We start from the raw sequence: 21,257 nt of genomic DNA on the forward strand, positions 1-21,257 counted from the left end.
CGTAACGTCTCTTTTCGATAGACCTAACCGCGCCGAAGCAAGAAAAATGCCCCGGACGATTCCCAGGCGGGCTCCTCGAACTACCGGAGCACCGCCGCGGGGGCCGCGGGGCGCGATTTCGGACGGATCGCCGCCGCTGGGACGGGACCGTCTGACCGGTGACCCGCCGCCCTGGGGGCGGTCGGGTGGGAGTTCGAAAAGCCTCCACTTGTGGGCCGGACTCGCGGGCCGCGAGGCATACGTGTCCAGCCGGTCGTTACACGAGGTTACCAGCAATGGCCAGGAACGGCCAATTGCGCGCCCCGAGGTCCGGTACGGTGCCCGGCCGCGGAGTCCACCCGCCCTGCGCCTATCGTGTGGGGCATGAGTGAGACCCCTCCTGAGTCCCCCGACTTCGACGCCATGGCCCGCGACATCGCCGAGGTCCCCGCGGTCGAGGTGATCGTGACGGTCGCCGTCAACCTGATGAGCGCCGCCGCGGTGAAGCTCGGTCTGACCGAGGAGGGCGACAAGCACAGGGACCTGGACGAGGCCCGCAAGCTGGTGCACGCGCTCGCCGGTCTGCTGGACGCGACCGCGACCGAGATCAGCTCCTTCCACGCGGCGCCCCTGCGCGACGGTCTGAAGTCGCTCCAGCTGGCGTTCCGCGAGGCCTCGCTCGTCCCGGACGAGCCGGGCAAGGGGCCGGGCGAGAAGTACACCGGCCCGGTCTACGGCTAGCTCCCGCTGGTTCCCGCCGGGACCGGCTCCCGCGTCAGCTTCAGCGTTCGTACAAGGGCTCGCCCGGTGGCGTCGCCCCGGCCGGCAGCAGTGCCAGGTCGAGGCCGCGCACCAGGCGGGCCCTCAGTGTCTCGTCGGCGGCGAGCCGCCGGGCGACGGCCCGCGCGGCCTCGGCCGGGTCCGCGGACGGGGCCAGGACCAGGGCGAGCGTGCCGTCGGCCTGGCCCGGACCGAGGTGGGCGCGCAGGACGGCGGGCTCGGCGGCCACGGCGCCGCGTACGGCCCCGACGACGGCCGGGTCGGCGAGCGGATCGGTGCTCGTGCGGCCCTCCGCGAGGGCGAGCAGGGTGGGTCCGGTCAGCTCGAAGGGCACCGGCCCGGCCAGGTCGAGCACGACCGTGTCCGCCTTCTCGTGCGCCGCGGCCTGGAGGGCCTGGTGCAGCGGCACGGCGACGGGGCGCGCCGCTGGATCCCAGCGGGCGAGGGAGTCCGTGGAGGTGAAGGCGGGCAGGGCGGTGCGGTTTCCGGCCTTCAGGGTCGGTACGGCCATGTCACTGGTCTTCTCGCGGCGCAGTCCCCCTGCGTCCTCTTCCACCTCGCCGAGCACGGCCACGACGGGGACGAGCAGCCGGGCGCCCTTGAGGGCGTCCAGGACCGGGCCCACGGCGCCGCGGTTCTCGGACCAGGCGGCGAGAGCCGCGCTCAGCCGGGGGTCGGCGGAGCCGTCGTCGTCGGAGAATCCGGGGTCGGGGATGTTCTTGTTCGCCACGGTCGTCGACCCTATCGGCCGGGTGCCACGCCGCAGGCGGCGGCTCAGGTGTCGTCGCGGCCGGTACGGCGGCCGCGCCACAGGACCACGGCCGCCACGAGCAGGACGCCGCCCGCGCCGCCCGCGAGGGGGGCGGCCCAGTCGGCGGTGTCGTCGCCGGACTCGGCGGCGTCCGGGCCGCTGCCGAAGTACTCCTGGCCGTACCCCGCCGAGTGCAGGCCCCCCGGCTTGACCCGGCCGGCGGCCTTGAGGGCGGCGGCCGGATCGACGAAGCCGAAACCGCGGGAGTCGTCGCGGCCCCCGACGGGCGCGTTGCGGGCCGTGTCCTCCAGGAGCGTCTTGACCTGGGCCGGGGTCAGGTCCGGGTGGGCCGCCTTGACCAGGGCGGCGGCTCCGGAGACGAAGGCGGCGGCGGCGCTGGTGCCCCAGCCCTCGTAGTACTTCTCGTCGGGGTCGGCGATGACGACGTCGACCCCGGGGGCGCTGACGGTGGCGTACCAGCGGCGGGTGGAGAAGGGGGCGCGGGTCCCGGAGCGGTCGACGGCGGTGACGGCGATGACGCCCGGGTAGGCGGCCGGGTAGGAGATGCGGTCACCCTTCTCACCGCCGTTGCCGGCGGAGGCCACGACGATCACACCCTTCTTCAGGGCGTACTGGATGGCCTGGTCCTCGGTGGGTTCGGGGTGCGCGGAGGCCGAGTCGTCGCCGAGGGAGAGGTTGATGACATCGGCGCCGTGGTCGGCGGCCCAGCGGATGCCGTCGGCCAGGGCGTTGCCGCGGGTGCTGCGGGCCTTGGCGCGGGAGGGGTCGCCGTCCTCGAGGATCACGCGGACGGGGAGGATCTTCGCCTCGGGGGCGATGCCGAGGACGCCGTCGTCGTTGCCCGGGCCGTGTCCGTGGCCGGCGATGATCCCGGCCATGGCGGTGCCGTGCCGGGCCCAGGCGCGGTCGCCGGGTTCGGCGCCGAAGCCGACCAGGTCCTTGCCGGTGAGGACGTTGCCGATCAGGTCCGGGTGGCCGGGCTCGACGCCGGTGTCCAGGACGGCGACGGTGACGCCCTCGCCCTTCGTGGTCTGCCAAACCTCCTGCGTGTGCATGGCCTCCAGGGCCCACTGCTGGGCGCGGATGCCGTCGGCGTGGGCGGAGGTGGCCGGGAGGAGGACGAGGCCCGCGGCGAGCAGGACGCTCAGCGCCGCGGAGCGACGTGTCCTGGTGGCTTTCACGACGGCGGCTCCGAGGCCGGGCGGACGTTCTTGCGCAGACCTCGTTCGACGCGGTCGGCGAGGCCCTGCGCCTCATTGCCGAGGCCGGCTTGGGCCGGGGCGGTGGTGGCGCCGGACTGCATCGCGTCCTCGGCGGGCTGCGGGTCGTCGACGGTGCGGCCGTCGGCCCAGCCGGAGACGGCGTAGACGACGACCGGCGCCTCGGTCAGTACGGAGACGGTCCAGGAGGCGCGCTGTTCTGCTCCGAAGTGGGCGGCGGCCGTGCCCTTCGCGGCGTAGGGCAGGGGCATCAGGTCGCTGCGGCGGTCCAGGCGCTCCTTGCGGAAACGGTTCGCGAGGGAGGTCATGCCCGGCGCGTCGGCCGTGGTGAAGAGCAGGCCGACGGTGGTGACGTAGCTCTGGGTGGCGTCGGTGTAGGTGGCGCGCAGGAGCCGCTCGCAGCCGGCGGGGGCGAGGGCCTTGCGCAGCAGGGGGTCGAAGGCGTTCTCGCAGCCGCTGTCGGGGGCGACGGCGATACGGGTCCAGGTGCGGTCGGCTCCGCCGGGTCCGGCGCCCCGGCCCTCCACGGTGGGCGGGAAGAGCTGGTCGACGGGAATGCTGTGCCACAGGCTCCCGGCGGCGGCGAAGGTGCCGGGCGAGCCCTCCTCCCCGGAGTCCCCGACCAGCCAGCTTCCGGTGACCGCGCCCGAGAGGAGCCCCAGCCCGAGCACGAGACAGACGGTGGCCGCGGCGGCCTGCGAGGCGCGGCGCCGTCCGAGCGGCCTGGGCCGTGCGTCGCCGTCGTACAGCTCGGGCTCCCCGAACGACACGAGGGGGCGCGTGGCGCCGGGGGTGCCGCCGGGGCTGAGGGGGGCGCTCCAGGAGAGGGCGGGGTCGGGAGAGACGGGAGCGAACGCCGGGGGCGGCGGGGTGGCGGGGGCAGGTCGCTGGGTGGGCATGGCGGAATGGGGCCGCTGTGCGGGAGCGGCTGGGTGGGGTGGCCCGGCGGGCGGCGAAGGCAGGCGCGTCCCGGCACCGGTTGGGGCACCAGCGCCCGCCCGGGCACCGACCTGAGGGGCGTGCGCGGGGCGCGGCGGGGCGCCGGGGGGCGCGGTACCGGGACGGCCTGCCTGCGACGCGGACGCGGCAGCCGCCCCCGGCGCAGCAGAGCGGCCGGGGGACGCATCGAGCCCGGCCGGTGACGGGTCCGGGGGGACGGGGCGCAGGCGCGTGGTGGTCTCGGACGAGTTCTCGCCGGGGGCGGCGACGCGGCGGGGCGTGGCGAGGCGGAACGGCCGACCGGGCGTCTGCGGCGACGCCCCGGCCGAAGCGTCCGGACGCGCCGACCGGTCGGACGGTTCCGACGCGGCCGAGGTGTCGGCGCGGCGGCCCGGTGCGGGGAGGTGACGCGGAGACGGAGGGGCGTCAGGTGCTGCGGTCGGCCTGTCCGGCTCGGACCGCGTCACGTGCCCGGCGCCGGGCGGCGCGTCCGGAAAGCGGCTGGAGGCGCGGGGCGGGGGCGGTGTGGCGGGCCGGGACGTGAAGGGCTCGGTCCGCCCGGGCGCGACGGGCTCGGCAGGCCGGGACGGTGAGGTCTCGGTATACCCGGGCTCGGCGGGCCGGGACGCGGGGGACTCGGTCCGCCCGGGCGCGACGGGCCGGGACGCGGTGCGCTCAGTCCGCCCGGGCGCGACAGGCTCGGCAGGCCGGGACGCGGGGGACTCCATCCGCCCGGGCGCCACGGTCTCGCCGGGCCGGGACGCGGTGGGCTCGGTCCGCCCGGGCGCGACGGGCTCGGCAGGCCGGGACGCGGGGGACTCGGCTCGCCCGGACGGGTCCGGGCGGTCCGCCCGGGGTCCCTCCGGTCGGGCCGGTGGGTGTGCGGGGCGCGGCGGGACGCCGGGACGAGGAGGGACAGAGGCACGCTGTGCTTCCGTGCTCATGCACCCCCCGTTTCCTCGTGCCCGGGCCGCTTCGTGCTGCGCGGGCCGTGTCGTCCTGCCCGAGGCCCGGCACACAGTCGTCCCGGGCACACATACCCGTACGGACGGAGCGTCATCCCGGCGCGGACTTCCGGCCGGTGTCGTTCCGACGTACGTGCGCGTCACTCTACGGCGTGTTCCTGCGCGAACGGGAACCAGTCCACGACGCCGGGGCATCTGCCCGGAACGTCCCCCTACCCTGCGGTAATCCCGTCTGGCAGGCTGCGTCCATGACTGCGCGCGCCGCCGACCGGGCCCGTTACGACCGGGCCACCGCCCATCTCGACGCCCCCCTCGCGATCGTGGACCTGGACGCCTTCGACGCCAACGCCGCCGATCTGGTCCGCCGCGCCGGGGGCAAGCCGATCCGGGTCGCCAGCAAGTCCGTGCGGTGCCGGGCGCTGCTGGAACGCGTCCTGGCCCGGGACGGTTTCGCGGGGATCATGTCGTTCACCCTCGCCGAGTCGCTGTGGCTGGCCCGGTCGGGGTTCGACGACGTGCTGCTCGCCTACCCGTCCGCCGACCGCGCCGCTTTCGCCGAACTGGCCGCTGATCCCAAGCTCGCCGCCGCCGTCACGGTGATGGTCGACGATGTCGCCCAGCTCGATCTCATCGACGCGTCCCGGGGCGGTGGCCGTGAAGTCGTCCGTGTGTGCCTGGAGTTGGACACGTCCCTGAAGCTGCTCGGCGGGCGGGTGCGGGTCGGGGCCCGGCGTTCGCCGTTGCACTCCCCCGCCCAGGTCGCCGAGGTGGCCCGGGCGGTGGCCCGGCGGCCGGGTTTCGAGGTCGTGGGCATCATGGCGTACGAGGGTCATGTCGCCGGTGTCGGGGACGCGGTGGCGGGCCGGCCGTTGCGGTCCCGTGCCGTCCGGCTGATGCAGGCCGCGGCCAAGCGTGAACTCGCCGCCCGGCGTGCGGAGGTGGTGCGGGCCGTGCGGGCCGTGGTGCCGGGGCTGGAGTTCGTCAACGGTGGCGGCACCGGCTCGGTGCAGCACACGGCGGCCGAGGACGCGGTGACGGAGATCGCCGCCGGGTCGGGGCTGTACCTGCCGCGGCTGTTCGACAACTACACGTCGTTCAGGGGCCGTCCGGCGGCGCTCTTCGCGCAGCCCGTCGTACGGCGGCCGGGGGTGGGAGTGGTGACCGTGCTCGGTGGCGGGTATCCCGCCTCCGGGGCGGCCGGGGCCGACCGGTCGCCCGTGCCGTACCTGCCCGAGGGGCTGCGCTACGACCCTCAGGAGGGGGCCGGCGAGGTGCAGACGCCGCTGCTCGGCTCGCCCGCCGACGATCTGCTGATCGGGGACAAGGTGTGGTTCCGGCACGCGAAGGCCGGTGAGCTGTGCGAGCGGTTCGACGCGCTGCACCTGGTCGAGGGCGACGCGGTGACGGCGACGGTGCCGACCTACCGCGGCGAGGGCCACACGTTCCTGTAGCCCACCGGCCGTAAGCGGGTCAGTCCGGCGGGTCGGTGCTGCTGCCCACGCCACCGCCCGTGTCCGCGTCGCCGAACGGCCTGATGTCCTTGGTGATGCGGTCCATGTCGGCGAGCGGCGGCGCGTCCTCGCCGGCGTCGAAGACGTAGCGGACGAGGACGGGGGCCTCGGTGCCGATGCTGGAGGGGAAGACGAGCGACTGGACGTAGCCGCCCGGTCCCTCGGCCGTCCGGACCCGCCAGCGCACGAAGTACCCGGCGCGGTCGGCCACCGCGACCGGCCCGGACCCGACGACCTCGTGGGACTCCATGCCGCCGTAGGGCTTGCGGCCGATCCGGTCGCGGTCGAAGGCCTCCTCGGCCGCCTCGGAGATGTCGGCCTTGGCGAGGACCTCGGGGGACTTCTCGTCGTTCGCGGTCACCGTGCGGGAGATGACGAGGCCGTGGCGGCAGCTGGTGCCGTCGCCGGGGCAGTCGTACGTGCCGTCCGTCGTCATGACGACGTCGTCCTGGGCCACGTACTGCGGACGGACCCAGCCGTCGAGCAGCGGGAACGTGACGCCGTTGAGCTGGTCCTCGACGACCGCCGGGTCGTCGGCGGACGGCTCGGAGGTGGACGCCTCCGGAGTCGGTTCGGGCGGACCGGTCGTGGCCGCGGGCGCGGACGTCGGGGCCTTTGCCGTCCCGGCGCCGCCGTCGTCGCCCAGGACCACGGCACCGGTGGCGACCGCCGCGACGAGGACGGCCCCGGCCGCGACGAGGGCGACGGTCCTCGCCCGTCCGGCGCCGCCGCCCGGAGGCGGGGGCACCGGGCCGGCGACGCCCCCGGGTGTGCGGCGGTGCTCGGTCCAGGCCGTGCCGTCCCACCAGCGTTCCAGGTGCGGGCCGTGCGGATCGGGATACCAGCCGGGCGGTGGCGTCATGCTCATCCCGGCACTGTAGGGCGGGATCCCGGCCGCCAGGACACGCCTTACAGCGGTGTGACGTACGCCCCCGCGATCCCGCCGTCGACCAGGAAGTCGGTGGCGTTCACGAAGGAGGAGTCGTCGCTGGCGAGGAAGGCCACGGCGGCGGCGATCTCCTCCGCCTCGGCGAACCGGCCGACCGGGATGTGCACCAGGCGGCGGGCGGCGCGCTCCGGGTCCTTGGCGAACAGCTCCTGCAGGAGGGGGGTGTTGACCGGACCGGGGCACAGGGCGTTCACGCGGATGCCGTCGCGGGCGAACTGCACGCCCAGTTCGCGGGACATGGCCAGGACGCCGCCCTTGGAGGCCGTGTACGAGATCTGGGAGGTCGCGGCGCCCATGCGGGCCACGAAGGAGGCGGTGTTGATGATCGAGCCCCTGCCCTGCTGCCGCATGTAGGGGATGGCGGCCTTGCAGCACAGGTAGACGGAGGTGAGGTTGACCTCCTGGACGCGCTTCCAGGCCTCCAGGCCGGTCTCCAGGATGGAGTCGTCGTCGGGCGGGGAGATGCCCGCGTTGTTGAAGGCGATGTCGACGCTGCCGTAGGTGTCGTGGGCGGTCTTGAAGAGGGCCTCGACCTGCTCGGGGTCGGTGACGTCGACCTTCACGAAGGTGCCGCCGGTCTCTTCGGCGGCCGCCTTGCCCCGGACCTCGTCGACGTCGCCGCAGACGACGTGGGCGCCCTCGGAGGCGAGGCGGCGGGCGGCGGCGAGACCGATGCCGCTGCCGGCTCCGGTGACGACGGCGGTACGGCCGACCAGACGGCGGCAGATGGTGTCCTGAGCAGTCACTGTGCGGGGCCCTCCGTGCTGATGAAGACGTTCTTGGTTTCGGTGAAGGCGGCCAGGGCGTCGGGGCCGAGCTCGCGGCCGACGCCCGACTGCTTGTAGCCGCCGAACGGGGTCCAGTAGCGGACGCTGGCGTGGGAGTTGACGGACAGGTTGCCGGCGCGGACGGCCTGGGAGACGCGCAGGGCCCGGCCGACGTCCCGGGTCCAGATGGAACCGGAGAGGCCGTACGGGGTGTCGTTGGCCAGGCGGATCGCGTCCTGCTCGTCGGAGAACGGCAGGAGCACGGCGACGGGGCCGAAGATCTCCTCGCGGGCAGCCGCCGAGTCGGGGCTCTCGCCGGTCAGGACGGTGGGCGGGAACCAGAAGCCCGGGCCGTCGGGTGCGCTGCCGCGCAGGGCCGGGGCGGTGTCGGGCACGAAGCTGCGGACCCGGTCGAGCTGCTGCCGGGAGATCAGCGGGCCCATCTGGGTCTTCTCGTCGGCCGGGTCGCCCACCACCACGGCGGACAGGGCGTCGGCGAGCAGCTCGCGGACCTCGTCGTAGACCGGCTCCTGGACCAGCACGCGGGTGCGGGCGCAGCAGTCCTGGCCGGAGTTGTCGAGGAAGGAGAAGGGATCGACGGCCGTCTTGAGGTCGGCGTCGGCGAAGACGATGTTGGGGCTCTTGCCGCCGAGTTCGAGGGTGACCGGCTTGACCTGCTCGGCGCCGAGTGCGGCGACGCGCGTGCCGGTGCGGGTGGAGCCGGTGAAGACGATCTTGGCGACTCCGGGGTGCCTGACCAGAGCGTCGCCCGTGATGTCACCGCGTCCCGGCAGGACCTGGAAAAGGTGCTCCGGGAGCCCGGCCTCCAGGGCGAGTTCGGCGAGGCGCAGCGCGGTGAGCGGGGTGGTCTCGGCGGGCTTGAGGAGGACCGCGTTGCCGGCCGCGAGGGCGGGGGCGGTGCCCCAGGCGGCGATCGGCATGGGGAAGTTCCAGGGCGCGATCACGCCGACGACACCGAGCGGTTCGAGGATCGTGACGTTCAGGCCACCGGGGACCGGGATCTGACGGCCGGTGAGCCGCTCCACTCCCCCGGCGGCGTAGTCCAGCAGGTCACGGACGTTGCCGGCTTCCCAGCGGGCGTTGCCGATGAGGTGTCCGGCCTCGCGGACCTCCAGGCGGGCGAGTTCCTCCAGGTGCTCGTCGACGGTGGCCGCGAAGCGGCGCAGCAGCCGGGCACGGTCCGCGGGGGCGAGGGCGGCCCAGGTCCGCTGTGCCCTGGCGGCCCAGGTGACGGCCTCGTCGACGTCGGCCGGGCTCGCCCCGGCGACGGCGGCGACGACCTCCTCGGTCGCGGGGTTCAGTACTTCCAGAAGGTGCTCGGAAGACACAAGGGACCTCACATGCGTTCGAAGGAGCGGCGCAGCTCCCAGTCGGTCACCGCGGCGTCGAAGGCGTCCAGTTCGACGCGCGCCATGTTGCGGTAGTGCGCGACGACCTCGTCGCCGAAGGCGGCCTTGGCGATGGGGCTGTTCTCCCAGAGCTCGGCGGCCTCGCGCAGGGTGGTGGGGACGTGGGCGAAGTCGGCGGTGTAGGCGTTGCCGGGGCAGGGCTCGGGCAGTTCCAGCTTCTGCTCGACGCCGTGCAGTCCTGCGGCCACCAGCCCGGCCACGGCGAGGTAGGGGTTGACGTCGCCGCCGGGGAGCCGGTTCTCGAAGCGCAGGGAGCGGCCGTGGCCGACCACGCGCAGCGCGCAGGTGCGGTTGTCGTGGCCCCAGGCGACGGCGGTCGGGGCGAAGGAGCCGGGCTGGAACCGCTTGTAGGAGTTGATGTTGGGGGCGTACAGCAGGGAGAAGTCGCGCAGGGCGGCGAGTTGTCCGGCGAGGAAGTGCCGCATGACGTCCGACATGCCGCCTTCGCCGTCCCCCGCCATGGCGTTGTCGCCGTCCGCGTCGGCGAGCGAGAGGTGGATGTGGCAGGAGTTGCCCTCGCGCTCGTTGTACTTGGCCATGAAGGTGATCGACATGCCCTCCTGGGCGGCGATCTCCTTGGCACCGGTCTTGTAGACGGCGTGCTGGTCACAGGTGACGAGGGCCTCGTCGTAGCGGAAGGCGATCTCGTGCTGGCCCGGGTTGCACTCGCCCTTGGCGGACTCGACGACGAGGCCGGCGGCCGCCATCTCGTTGCGGATGCGGCGCAGCAGGGGCTCGATGCGGCCGGTGCCGAGGACCGAGTAGTCGATGTTGTACTGGTTGGCCGGGGTCAGGCCTCGGTAGTTCGCGTCCCAGGCCTGTTCGTAGGTGTCCTTGAAGACGATGAATTCGAGCTCGGTGCCGACCTGCGCGGTGTACCCGAGTTCGGCGAGGCGCTCGAGCTGGCGGCGCAGTATCTGGCGGGGAGCGGCCACGACCGGGGAGCCGTCGCTCCAGGCGAGGTCGGCGTGGAGCATGGCCGTGCCCTCGTTCCAGGGGACGCGGCGCAGGGTGGCGAGGTCGGGGTGCATGGCGAAGTCGCCGTAGCCGCGGTCCCAGGAGGACATCGCGTAGCCGTCGACGGTGTTCATCTCGGTGTCGACGGCGAGCAGGTAGTTGCAGCCCTCTGTGCCGTGGTGGAGGACCTCGTCGAGGAAGAAGCGCGCGGCGAACCGCTTGCCCTGGAGCCGCCCTTGCATGTCGGGGAAGGCCAGGACGACAGTGTCGATCTCACCGCCCGCGACGAGGGCGTGCAGCTCCTCGACGCTCAGCGGGGGTGTGCGGTCTGCCACGGGTGGGCCTCCTTGGCTCTTGGTCCGCCGGGAGCCATAAGGTATTGCGGAGAACCATTGCTTGGGAAGGGGGTACGGCCACATGCCGGAGGAAGCGGGCGGCGGGGTGCCGGACGGGCTGGCGCCGGTGCTGCGGCCGGTGCGCGCGGGCAACGGCTTCGAGGAGGCGCTGGAGCAGATCCTCCAGGTCGTACGGCTGGGCCTGGTGCCGGGGGGCGAGCGGCTGCCGGCCGAGCGGGAGCTGGCGGAGCGGCTGGGCATCAGCCGGGTGACGCTGCGCGAGGTGCTGAAGGTGCTCCAGGACCAGGGGCTGGTCGAGTCGCGGCGCGGGCGTTACGGCGGCACGTTCGTGCTGCCGCGCGCGGACGCCGGCGGCGAGGACGAGCTGCGGCGCCGGATGGCCGAGGTCGACCTGGAGGACGTGCTGCGGTTCCGCGAGGTGCTGGAGGTGGGCGCTGCCGGGCTGTGCGCGGCGCACGGGCTGGACGAGAAGCAGGCGGAGCGGCTCCGCGAGGCGCTGGCCCGCACGCACGACGCCCCGCTCGCCGACTACCGCCGCCTGGACACGCTGCTGCACCTCACGCTCGCCGAGTTGTCCGGCTCGCCCACGCTCACCGCCCAGTACGCGGCCGTCCGGGCGACCGTCAACGACCTGCTGGACTGCATCCCGCTGCTGGTGCGCAACCTGGAGCACTCGCAGCGGCAGCACACCGCGGTGGTGGAGGCCGTGATCGAGGGCGACGCCGACCAGGCGCGGGAGATCATGCGCGAGCACTGCGGGGGCACGGCGGCGCTGCTGCGCGGGTTCCTCGGCTGAGCGGAGCGGTGAGGATTTACGGGTGATTAACGCACGGGTATTGCCTTCCCGCGACGGACACGGCAAAGGTATGGATCCATTCCATTGAGCCGGGCCCCGCTCGACCCGTGCTCGACACCGTGTCCGCCTCCCGTGGGGAGTCTGCCCATGTCCCAGGAATCCACCAGAACACCCGCCGCGGAGGCGGACGACTATCTGGAGCGCCGTGCGCTCCGCCGCGGCAGCGCCGGCTGGGTGCTGCTGACCGGTCTCGGCGTCGCCTACGTCGTCTCCGGTGACTACTCGGGCTGGAACTTCGGCCTCGCCGAGGGCGGCTTCGGAGGCCTCGCGATCGCGATGGTGCTCATGGGCGCGATGTACGCGTGCATGGTCTTCGCCCTCGCCGAGCTGTCCTCGATCCTGCCGACGGCGGGCGGCGGCTACGGCTTCGCCCGCCGGGCGCTCGGCCCGTGGGGCGGCTTCCTCACGGGTACGGCGATCCTCATCGAGTACGTCCTCGCGCCCGCCGCGATCGTCATCTTCATCGGTGACTACGTCGAGTCCCTCGGCCTGTTCGGTCTGGAGTCCGGCTGGCCGGTGTACCTGGCCTGCTTCGCGATCTTCCTCGGCATCCACCTGTGGGGCGTGGGCGAGGCACTGCGCTTCAGCTTCGTCGTCACCGGCATCGCGGTGGTGGCCCTGATCGTGTTCGCGCTGGCGGCCCTGCCCGACTTCTCCTTCGGCTCGCTGGACGACATCCCGGTCGACACGTCGGCCTCCGGGTCGAACTCCTGGCTCCCCTTCGGCCTGCTCGGCATCTGGGCGGCGTTCCCCTTCGGCATGTGGTTCTTCCTGGGCGTCGAGGGGGTGCCGCTGGCCGCCGAGGAGACCAGGGAGCCGGCCCGTACGCTGCCGAAGGCCATCCGCTGGTCCATGGCCATCCTGGTGGTGCTGGCCGTGGTCACGTTCTTCGCCGCGGCCGGCGCTCGCGGCTCGAACGCGATCCAGGAGGCGGGCAACCCGCTGGTCGAGGCGCTCCAGCCGGACGGCGAGGCGACGACCCTGAGCCGGATCGTCAACTACGCCGGGCTGGCCGGCCTGGTGGCGTCGTTCTTCTCCCTGATCTACGCGGGCTCGCGGCAGCTCTTCGCCCTCTCGCGCGCGGGCTACCTGCCCCGCTTCCTGTCCCTCACCAGCCGCCGCAAGGCCCCGTACCTGGGCCTGCTGGTGCCCGGCACGGTCGGCTTCCTGCTGGCGGCGGTGTCGGGCGACGGCGCCCGCATGCTCAACATCGCGGTGTTCGGCGCGACCATCTCCTACGCGCTGATGTCCCTGTCGCACATCGTGCTGCGCCGCCGCGAGCCGGAGCTGCCGCGCCCGTACCGTACGCCGGGCGGCGTGCTGACCTCCTCGGTCGCGCTGGTCCTGGCCTGCGCGGCGCTGGTGGCGACGTTCCTGGTGGACGTGACGGCGGCGTTCATCGCGCTGGTGGTGTACGCCGTGGCCGTCGCGTACTTCGGCCTCTACAGCCGGAAGCGGCTGGTGGCGAAGGCGCCTGAGGAGGAGTTCGCGGCGCTGGCGGCGGCCGAGGCAGAGTTGGCGAGGGACTGAGGTGTACTGAGGCGTCGACCGTGAGGGAGTTTCTGTGACCAGGCCGTTGATCGGTGTCAGCACCTATCTGGAGTCCGGTGCGCGCTGGGGCGTGTGGGAGCTGGACGCGGCACTGCTGCCGGCCGGCTATCCGCGACTGGTGCGGCGGGCGGGCGGTCTCGCCGCGATGCTGCCGCCGGACGACCCCGAGGTCGCGGCGGCGGCCGTGGCCCGGCTGGACGGGCTGGTCATCGCGGGTGGCCCGGACGTGGAGCCGGTCCGTTACGGCGCGGAGCCCGAGCCGCGGACCGGTCCGCCGGCGCGGGAGCGGGACGCGTGGGAGCTCGCGCTGATCGACGCGGCGCTGGCGGCGGGGGTTCCGCTGCTGGGCATCTGCCGCGGGATGCAGCTGCTGAACGTCGCCCTCGGGGGGACGCTGGTCCAGCACCTCGACGGGCACGCGGACGTTGTGGGCGTCTTCGGCGAGCATGCCGTCAAGCCGGTGCCGGGAAGTCTGTACGCGGGTGTCGTTCCGGAGGAGACGTCCGTGCCGTCGTATCACCACCAGGCCGTGGACCGGCTGGGTGAGGGGCTCGTCGCCTCGGCGTACGCGGTGGACGGGACGGTGGAGGCGGTGGAGCTGCCGGGCCACGAGGGGTGGGTGCTCGGGGTGCAGTGGCATCCGGAGATGGGTGAGGATGTGCGGGTGATGCGGGCGCTGGTGGAGGCGGCTTCCCGCTGACGGACTTCTGGCCTCCGCCGCCCCCGGCCGTCCCGTCCTCTGGTCTCGAGCCCGGCTCCTTGGCCGGCTGATCCGGGGCCCGGCGGGCACCGGCCGGGGGTCCAGGGGGTGGAGCCCCTGGGCACGGTGGCCGGCTAGCCCCTCGTCAGGGACAGCAGGTCCCGGGCCGGACCAGTGGGCCGATGCCCCGTAGGCCACACCGCCCTGAGATCCCGCGCCAAGGCCACCCCCTCCACCGGCACGCGGACCAGACGGCGCATCGCCAGCTCCTCCCCGACCGCCAGCTCACTCAGCACCGCCGGCCCCGCCCCGCTCACCGCCGCGGCCTTCACCGCCGTCGTCGAGGACAACTCGATCAACGGCCGGGCCAGCCCACCCAGCGCCACGTCCAGGACCTGCCGCGTGCCCGAGCCCTTCTCGCGGAGGATCAGCGGCGTCGCGGCCAGCTCCGACGCCTCCAGCGGGCGCCGGCGGCGGGACCAGGCGTGCCCCGGCGCGGTCACGACGATCAGGCGGTCGTGGGCGATGACCACCGAGTCGAGCCCGGTCGGGAGCGTCAGCCCCTCCACGAAGCCCAGATCCGCCTCGTCCGACAGCAGACGCTCCGCGACCACCGTCGAGTTGCCGGCGTGCAGCGACACCGCCGTGTCGGGCCGCTGGGCGCGCAGCGCGAGGAGCCAGCCCGGCAGCAGGTACTCGGCGATCGTCATGCTCGCCGCCACCCGCAGCCGGGAATCACGGCGATCGCGCAACGCCTGCGCACCCACGTCGAACGCCTCCGCCGCCTCGACGATCCGCCGCGCCCAGTCCGTCACCAGCGCACCGGCGTCCGTGAGCCGGGAGCCACGCGGCGAACGGTCGACCAGCGCCACGCCGAGCTGCCGCTCCATCGACCGGATCCGGCTGCTGGCCGCGGGCTGAGTGATGCCGAGTTCCCGCGCCGCCCCGCCCAGACTGCCGAGCCGCGCCACCGCCAGCAGCAGTTCCAGGGCACCCAGATCGGGCACCCGGTGTGCCAGGGCCCCGGCCGACGGCGCACCGGCCTGCTCATCCGTGTTGCTCATAAATCCAGCTTATGCCGCCATCCGCGCGTATCCCCCGGTGCCGGGACCGCTCGGCCCGGGACGCGGTCGCCTGTTCAGCCGCGAGCTGCTCGCAGGGCCCGGCCCAGCACCCGCGGGGCCTCCGCCAGCGACGGCCCGTACCACGTCAGGTGCCGTCCGCTGACCAGCGCGCAGGACAGGCCCGGGAAGGCCTCGGGGCCGTCGACGGCGGTGAAGCGGTACGGCTCGTCGGGGAGGACCACCACGTCCGGCTCGGCGGCCCGGAGGTCGTCGAGCGGGATGCGGGGGTAGCGGTCGGGGTGCGTCGCGTGCAGGTGGTCGACGCCGAGGCGGCCGAGGACGTCACCCGCGAAGGTGTCGCGGCCCAGGACCATCCATGGCCGGCGCCAGACCGGCACGACCGCCGTGCGGCGGCTCTCCGGCCGCGGCAGGGACGACCACGTCTCCTCCGCCTCGTCCAGCCAGCGTGGACGGGACGCGACCCCGCAGGCGTCCAGGACGCGGGCCAGTTCGCGGAAGGCCTGCGGAACGTCGCGGATCTCCGTCACCAGGACCGCGACCCCCGCGGCGCGCAGGGCGGCGAGGTCGGGTTCGCGGTTCTCCTCCTCGTTGGCGATCACCAGGTCGGGAGCGAGGGAGACGATCCGGTCGGTCCTGGGGTTCTTGGTGCCTCCGACGCGGACGACGTCCAGGCCGGCCGGATGCGTGCACCAGTCGGTGGCGCCGGCCAGGGCGCCGGGCGCGGACCGGGCCACGGCCTCGGTCAGCGAAGGCACCAGCGAGACGACCCTCACCCGCGTGGCCGGTCCCGGACCGCCTCGATGTGATCCGCCACAGCGACGACGATCACGCGGGTGTCCGGCTCCGCCGCCCGCCAGCGGTGCCGTACGCCGCCGGTGAGGTACAGCGTGTCACCGCGGCCGAGCCGGTAGGCGCGGCCCTCCGCCTCGACCTCCACGGCGCCGTCGGCGACATACATCAACTGGTCGTTGCGGCACTGGAGTTCACGGCCCGCGTCGTGCTCGCCGGTGAACTCGGAGGCGTGCATCTGGTGATGACCGCGGACCAGGGACCGGGTTCGGGGTTGCGGCAGCGGCAGCGGCTCGGTGTCCTCGCCGCGGACGACGTCCACACTGCACGCCGGGTCGGCCGCGGCGAGGAGCTCCACGGCGGTGGTGCGCAGGGCGTCGGCGACCTTCTCCAGGGAGCTGGTGCTGGGCCGCGCCCGGTCGTTCTCCACCTGGCTCAGGAACGGCACCGACAGGCCGCTGCGCTCGGCCACGACGGCGAGGGTGAGCTCCAGCGCGCGGCGCCGCCGACGTACGGCCGCGCCCACCCGAAGGGGCTGCTCTTTGTGGTCGCCCATCGCTCCGGCTCCCTCCTTCGCCCGTCGATCCGCTCCCTGTGCGCCGCTGCCCCGGCGCACTGTCCATGTTGAGTTGTCTGCACCCTACGCATGTCCGGCAAACCGTTTCCGGTGCCCGTCACATCGACGTCATACGAGGGAGAGGGGGTCGGGGACGGCCTGGTGCGCTGCGGTTGTCCGGATCCGCTCGTCTCGTGGAAACAGGTGCGGGGTGGCACGCGCGTGTCGCGCGTCCCACCCCGGAACCCTACTGCGGAGTCACTGCGGCGTCATGCGCTCCGCCATGCCGGGGTGCTCCTCGAGCCACGCGGCGACGGCCTCTTCCTCATGGCCCTGACCGCGGTCCTTGATCTCGCTCTCCAGCGAGCCGAGCTCGTCCTCACTCATCCTGAAGTTCTTGATCCACTTCGTGAGCCGGGGGTACTGCTCGGGGAACTTCTCGTTGGAAATGGTGCGGATCGTGTTGCCCTCACCGAAGGCCTTCCGGGGGTCCTTCAGCTTGGTCAGCTCGTAGTCGCTGTACGCCCAGTGCGGCGACCAGAGGGTGACGGCGATCGGCTCCTTCTTGGCGTAGGCACGCTTCAGCTCGGCCAGCATGGCCGGGGTGGACCCGTCGACGACCTCGTACTCCTTGTCGAGGCCGTAGCCGGGCAGCACCTTGTTCTTCAGCAGGTCCATCTCGCCGGTGCCCGGCTCGATGCCGATGATCTTCCCCTTGAAGGTATCGGCCTTGCCCTTGAGGTCCTCCAGGGAGTCGACGCCCTTCACGTAGGACGGTACGGCGATCTCCAGGGAGGTGGGTTCGTACCAGGTGCCGAGGTCCTTGAGCCGGTCCTTGTTCTTGTCCCAGTAGTTCTTCTGGGCGTAGGGCAGCCAGGCGTCGAAGTTGAGGTCGAGATCCCCCGAGGCCAGCCCCGTGTAGACCGGGCCGACGTCCATCTGCTTCAGGTTCAGCTTGTAGCCGCGCCGCTCCAGGACGTTCTTCCACAGGTAGGTGACGGCGATGTCCTCGTCCCAGGGGAACCACGCCACGTCCAGCGGCCGCTCGGCCTCGGCAGGGGTGCCGCCGGCGTTCTTCACCGGGGCCATCTTGTCGGCGAAGCCGGGGTTCTGCTTCAGCCAGGCGCGGACGGCCTGCTGCTGGTTGCCCTTGCCCGCCTTGTTGATCTCGGCCTCGAGGCTGGTGAGCTCCTTCTCGCCCATCCGGAAGTTCTTCAGCCAGCCGGCGACCGTCGGGTCGTCGTCCTTGAAGCCCTCGCGGGACAGGGTGTGCACCCCGTCGCCCTCGCCCCAGGCGCCCTTGGGGTCCTTGAGCTTCTTGAGGTCGTAGTCGTTGTACGCCCAGTGCGGCGACCAGAGCGTGACGACGATCGGCTTCTTCTGGGCGTAGGCGCGCTTCAGCTCGGCCAGCATCGCGGGTGTGGAGCTGTCGACGACCCGGTACTCCTTGTCCAGGCCGTAGTCCTTGAGGACCTTGCTCTTGAGCAGGGCCATCTCGCCGGCGCTGGACTCGATGCCGGTGATCCTGCCGCCGAACTCGGACGCCCTGCCCTTGAGGTCCTCCAGGGAGTCGACGCCCTTCATGTAGGAGGGCACGCTCAGCTCCAGGGACGTCTTGTCGTACCAGGCGCCGAGGTCGTCAAGCTGATTGCCGTACTTCTTCCAGTACTGGGCGTGGGTGGTGGGCAGCCAGGCGTCCGTCTGGAAGTCGACGTCGCCCTGGGCGAGCGAGGTGTAGAGCGGGCCGGCGTCGAACTGCTTGGCCTCGACCTGGTAGCCGCGCTGTTCCAGGACCTCCTTCCACAGGAAGGTGGAGGCGACGCCCTCGTCCCAGGGGATGTAGCCGATGCTGATCTTCTTGCCCTGGCCGACGTTCTTGCCGCCGGCCGCGGCGGTGGAGGTGGTGGTGCCGCTGCCGAAGACGCCCATGCCGCCTGCGGTGAGCGCGAGGACGACGACGCCGATCACGGCGACGGCCGGGCGGGGCCGGTACGACCAGACCTTCAGCCCCTGCGCGGCGCGCAGCTTGGCGGCGGCGCGGCGGCCGAGCGGCGAGACCTGGGTGCCCAGGGCGCTGGTCATGCGGTCCAGGTAGATCGCGAGGATCACGATGGCCACACCGGCTTCGGAGCCGAGGCCGACGTTGAGCTGGCCGATGGCCTCGTTGACGTCGCCGCCGAGGCCGCCGGTGCCGACCATGCCGGCGATGGCGGCCATGGACAGGCCGAGCATGATGACCTGGTTGACGCCGGCCATGACGGTGGGCAGGGCGAGCGGAAGCTGGACCCGCAGCAGGGTGTTGCGGGGTGTGGTGCCGAACGCCTCGGCCGCCTCGACCAGTTCCTTGTCGACCTGTCGGATGCCCAGCTCGGTCATGCGTACGCCCGGGGCGAGCGCGAAGATCAGGGTGGCGACGATGCCCGCGGGGGCGCCGGTGCCGAAGAAGAGGATCGCCGGGATGAGGTAGATCATCGCGGGCAGCGTCTGCATGAAGTCCAGGACGGGCCGGACCAGCCCGCTGACGCGGTCCGAGCGGGCCGCCCAGATGCCGACGGGTATGGAGATCACCAGCGCGATGACGGTCGCCACCAGGACGAGCGCCAGGGTGATCATCGCGTTCTCCCACAGTTCGAGGGAGTCGATGAACGCGAACCCGGCGAACGTGAGGACACCGGCGAGGGTGCCGCGCAGCCAGAAGGCGATCACGGCGAAGATGCCCGCGAGGAGCAGCGGTTCGGGGGCCTGGAGGACGGCGTTGATGCCGTCGTAGAGGCCGAGGAAGACGGACTTGCAGAAGTCGAACAGCCACGCCATGTGGGTGGTGAGCCAGTCGACCGCGTCATTGACCCAGGTGCCGAGCTGAATCCTAGGCACGGGCGGTCACCTTCTCTCCGCCCTTGTCCCGCGGGGAGTCGCACGGCTGCGGGGTCGCGTCCTGCGCGTCGCCGAGGAAGCCGACCAGGCGCTGCCGGGGGACGACGCCGATCTGCTTGTCGTCCTCGTCCACGACCGGGACCGGGTGGGAGAGCCGGGCGCTGATCGCGCACAGCTCGGCGAAGGGGGTGTCGGCCGTGGCCGTCTCGCAGTGGCAGCCGGGGGTGTCGGCGGTGACCGAGGTGTCCATGAGTTCGCCGGCGGTCAGGACGCGGGAGCGGTCGACGTCCTGGGTGAAGGAGGCGACGTAGTCGTTCTCCGGCCGCAGCAGGATGTCCTGCGCGGTGCCTGTCTGCACGATCCGCCCGTCGCGCATGACGGCGATGCGGTCGCCCAGGCGCATGGCCTCGTTCAGGTCGTGGGTGATGAAGACGATCGTCTTCTTGAGCTTCCGCTGCAGCTCCAGCAGCTGGTCCTGCATGTCGCGGCGGATCAGCGGGTCCAGGGCGCTGAAGGACTCGTCCATCAGCAGCAGGTCGGCGTCGGTCGCGAGCGCGCGGGCGAGTCCGACGCGCTGCTGCATGCCGCCGGACAACTCGTCGGGCCAGGACTTCTCCCAGCCGGCCAGCCCGCACAGGGCGAGCGCCTCGTCGGCGCGGCGTACGCGCTCGGCGCGGGGCACGCCCTGCACTTCCAGACCGTAGGCGGCGTTCTCGCGCACGCTGCGGTGCGGGAAGAGCGCGAAGTGCTGGAACACCATGCTGATCTTCCGGGAGCGGACCTGGCGCAGCTCGCGGTCGCTCAGCGTGGTCAGGTCCTGGCCGTCGAAGCGGACGTGTCCGGCGGTCGGCTCGAGCAGGCCGTTCAGCATGCGCAGCAGGGTGGACTTGCCGGAGCCGGACAGGCCCATGACGACGAAGATCTGGCCGGGCTCCACGGTGAAGGACGCGTCGATGACGGCGGCGGTCGTGCCCTCGGCGCGCAGTTCCTCCCGGTCGGCTCCGTCACGGAGCCGCTCGACCGCCCGGTCCGGTCTTCTGCCGAACACCTTGTACAGGCTCTCTGCCTCAAGCGTCGCTGACACGTGCACCTCTGTTTTCGACGAATAGAACAGAGCGAGGACAGGGCGCAAAAAACAGTTGAAATGCGCAATCAGCCTCGATCCGGGGCGGCACCTCCCCCCGAACCCGGATCTCAAACGCACAAGTGGGGTGCGTCACATCCAAGACGCGTCACTGTCGGTGGCGTACGGCATGATGCGTGACGTGACCGGACGACTGATGCTCCTCGACACCGCCTCCCTGTACTTCCGCGCCTACTTCGGGGTGCCCGAGTCGGTCCGGGCACCGGACGGCACTCCGGTGAACGCCGTGCGCGGGCTGCTCGACTTCATCGACCGGCTGGTCAGGGACCACCGGCCGGACCACCTCGTGGCCTGCATGGACGCCGACTGGCGGCCCCAGTGGCGGGTCGAGCTGATCCCCTCCTACAAGGCGCACCGCGTCGCCGAGGAGCACGCGGCCGGCCCGGACGAGGAGGTGGTTCCCGACACGCTGTCGCCGCAGGTGCCGGCCATCGAGGCGGTGCTGGACGCGGTGGGCATCGCGCGCGTGGGCGTCGCGGGCTACGAGGCGGACGACGTGATCGGCACGTTCACGGCACGGGCGAAGGGCCCGGTCGACATCGTCACGGGCGATCGCGACCTGTACCAGCTGGTCGACGACGCGCGCGGCGTGCGCGTGCTGTACCCGCTGAAGGGCGTGGGCACGCTGCAGCTCACCGATGAGGCCGTGCTGCGGGGGAAGTATGGGGTCGACGGCAGCGGGTACGCGGATCTGGCACTGCTGCGCGGTGACCCGAGCGACGGCCTGCCGGGCGTGCCGGGCATCGGCGAGAAGACGGCCGCCAAGCTGCTGGCCGAGTACGGCGACCTGGCCGGGATCATGGCGGCGGTCGAGGACCGGCGGTCGAAGCTGACACCGACGCAGCGCAGGAGGCTGGACGAGGCGCGCCCGTACCTCGCGGTCGCGCCGAAGGTGGTCCGGGTCGCGGACGACGTCCCGCTGCCGGACGTCTCGACGGCGCTGCCCGGGGCACCGCGTGACCCGGCGGGGCTTCAGACGCTGGCGGTCCGGTGGGGACTGGGCGGGTCGCTGGAGCGGCTGCTCGCGACACTGGGAGTGTGACGGGCGGGGCCGGCGGGTTCCTGAGGACACGGGCT

The 21,257-nt window shown here is 72.8% G+C and carries 18 protein-coding genes; 6 read left to right on the forward strand and 12 right to left on the reverse strand.

Annotated features, from left to right (window positions below):
* Positions 1–363 precede the first annotated feature (363 nt).
* A complete protein-coding gene (locus IE97_RS0123365; protein WP_030243897.1) occupies positions 364–720 on the forward strand; it encodes a DUF1844 domain-containing protein in 357 nt (118 codons plus the stop codon).
* A gap of 40 nt (positions 721–760) precedes the next feature.
* Here the strand turns inward: IE97_RS0123365 and IE97_RS0123370 are convergent, their stop codons facing one another.
* The 3 genes from IE97_RS0123370 to IE97_RS0123380 are packed head-to-tail and all read right to left on the reverse strand — an operon-like array spanning position 761 to position 3,521.
* Positions 761–1,489: an SseB family protein gene (locus IE97_RS0123370; protein ID WP_030243899.1), complete on the reverse strand. Its 729-nt coding sequence runs from the start codon at positions 1,487–1,489 to the stop codon at positions 761–763.
* 44 nt (positions 1,490–1,533) lie between these two features.
* Positions 1,534–2,712, reverse strand: a complete 1,179-nt coding sequence (gene mycP / locus IE97_RS0123375) for a type VII secretion-associated serine protease mycosin (protein ID WP_030243902.1) — start codon at positions 2,710–2,712, stop codon at positions 1,534–1,536.
* Positions 2,709–3,521 (reverse strand): hypothetical protein, encoded by an 813-nt coding sequence (locus IE97_RS0123380; protein ID WP_030243904.1) that lies wholly within the window; start codon positions 3,519–3,521, stop codon positions 2,709–2,711. The genes mycP and IE97_RS0123380 overlap by 4 nt, the downstream gene beginning before the upstream one ends.
* 1,382 nt (positions 3,522–4,903) lie before the next feature.
* On the opposite strand from IE97_RS0123380, the gene IE97_RS0123385 reads away from it, so the two are divergent.
* Entirely contained in the window at positions 4,904–6,106 is a 1,203-nt protein-coding gene (locus tag IE97_RS0123385) for an amino acid deaminase/aldolase (RefSeq protein ID WP_030243906.1), read from the forward strand.
* 19 nt (positions 6,107–6,125) lie between these two features.
* Here the strand turns inward: IE97_RS0123385 and IE97_RS0123390 are convergent, their stop codons facing one another.
* From IE97_RS0123390 to IE97_RS0123405, 4 genes are read right to left on the reverse strand one after another with little or no spacing between them, the layout of a single operon-like run.
* Positions 6,126–7,028 (reverse strand): DUF2510 domain-containing protein, encoded by a 903-nt coding sequence (locus tag IE97_RS0123390; protein WP_030243909.1) that lies wholly within the window; start codon positions 7,026–7,028, stop codon positions 6,126–6,128.
* 47 nt (positions 7,029–7,075) lie between these two features.
* Positions 7,076–7,861, reverse strand: coding sequence for a 3-oxoacyl-ACP reductase (locus IE97_RS0123395; protein WP_030243911.1), 786 nt, complete (start codon positions 7,859–7,861; stop codon positions 7,076–7,078).
* Positions 7,858–9,231, reverse strand: a complete 1,374-nt coding sequence (locus tag IE97_RS0123400) for an aldehyde dehydrogenase family protein (protein ID WP_030243914.1) — start codon at positions 9,229–9,231, stop codon at positions 7,858–7,860. The genes IE97_RS0123395 and IE97_RS0123400 overlap by 4 nt, the downstream gene beginning before the upstream one ends.
* A gap of 8 nt (positions 9,232–9,239) precedes the next feature.
* Positions 9,240–10,604, reverse strand: a complete 1,365-nt coding sequence (locus IE97_RS0123405; protein WP_030243928.1) for a glutamine synthetase family protein — start codon at positions 10,602–10,604, stop codon at positions 9,240–9,242.
* A gap of 82 nt (positions 10,605–10,686) precedes the next feature.
* On the opposite strand from IE97_RS0123405, the gene IE97_RS0123410 reads away from it, so the two are divergent.
* The 3 genes from IE97_RS0123410 to IE97_RS0123420 all read left to right on the forward strand — a co-directional run bounded on the left by IE97_RS0123410 (position 10,687) and on the right by IE97_RS0123420 (position 13,732).
* Entirely contained in the window at positions 10,687–11,421 is a 735-nt protein-coding gene (locus IE97_RS0123410) for a FadR/GntR family transcriptional regulator (RefSeq protein WP_030243931.1), read from the forward strand.
* A 147-nt stretch (positions 11,422–11,568) separates the two neighbouring features.
* Positions 11,569–13,011: an ethanolamine permease gene (gene eat, locus IE97_RS0123415; RefSeq protein ID WP_030243935.1), complete on the forward strand. Its 1,443-nt coding sequence runs from the start codon at positions 11,569–11,571 to the stop codon at positions 13,009–13,011.
* Between the two features lie 34 nt (positions 13,012–13,045).
* Positions 13,046–13,732, forward strand: a complete 687-nt coding sequence (locus IE97_RS0123420) for a gamma-glutamyl-gamma-aminobutyrate hydrolase family protein (protein WP_037836664.1) — start codon at positions 13,046–13,048, stop codon at positions 13,730–13,732.
* 134 nt (positions 13,733–13,866) lie between these two features.
* Here IE97_RS0123420 and IE97_RS0123425 read toward each other — a convergent pair whose 3' ends face one another.
* The 5 genes from IE97_RS0123425 to IE97_RS0123445 form a co-directional block, all read right to left on the reverse strand.
* Positions 13,867–14,796 carry a LysR family transcriptional regulator gene (locus IE97_RS0123425; RefSeq protein ID WP_030243939.1) on the reverse strand — a complete coding sequence of 310 codons (930 nt, stop codon included), beginning with the start codon at positions 14,794–14,796 and terminating at the stop codon, positions 13,867–13,869.
* Between the two features lie 74 nt (positions 14,797–14,870).
* Complete coding sequence (locus tag IE97_RS0123430; RefSeq protein ID WP_030243941.1) at positions 14,871–15,590, reverse strand: helical backbone metal receptor; 720 nt, start codon at positions 15,588–15,590, stop codon at positions 14,871–14,873.
* The gene (locus IE97_RS0123435; protein ID WP_030243943.1) at positions 15,587–16,162 is read right to left on the reverse strand and encodes a helix-turn-helix domain-containing protein; all 576 of its coding nucleotides are present in this window, start codon (positions 16,160–16,162) and stop codon (positions 15,587–15,589) included. Before IE97_RS0123435 ends, IE97_RS0123430 begins: the two co-directional genes overlap by 4 nt.
* A gap of 258 nt (positions 16,163–16,420) precedes the next feature.
* On the reverse strand, positions 16,421–19,036 hold the full coding sequence (locus tag IE97_RS0123440) for an ABC transporter permease/substrate binding protein (RefSeq protein ID WP_030243945.1): 2,616 nt from the start codon (positions 19,034–19,036) through the stop codon (positions 16,421–16,423).
* Positions 19,029–20,120 (reverse strand): quaternary amine ABC transporter ATP-binding protein, encoded by a 1,092-nt coding sequence (locus IE97_RS0123445; protein ID WP_030243948.1) that lies wholly within the window; start codon positions 20,118–20,120, stop codon positions 19,029–19,031. Before IE97_RS0123445 ends, IE97_RS0123440 begins: the two co-directional genes overlap by 8 nt.
* 172 nt (positions 20,121–20,292) lie before the next feature.
* Between IE97_RS0123445 and IE97_RS0123450 the strand changes: the two genes are divergently transcribed.
* Positions 20,293–21,222, forward strand: a complete 930-nt coding sequence (locus tag IE97_RS0123450; protein ID WP_234310819.1) for a 5'-3' exonuclease — start codon at positions 20,293–20,295, stop codon at positions 21,220–21,222.
* Positions 21,223–21,257: the final 35 nt, after the last annotated feature.

The organism is Streptomyces sp. NRRL S-455, assembly GCF_000717875.1.
In the GTDB taxonomy this organism is placed as follows: Bacteria; Actinomycetota; Actinomycetes; order Streptomycetales; family Streptomycetaceae; genus Streptomyces.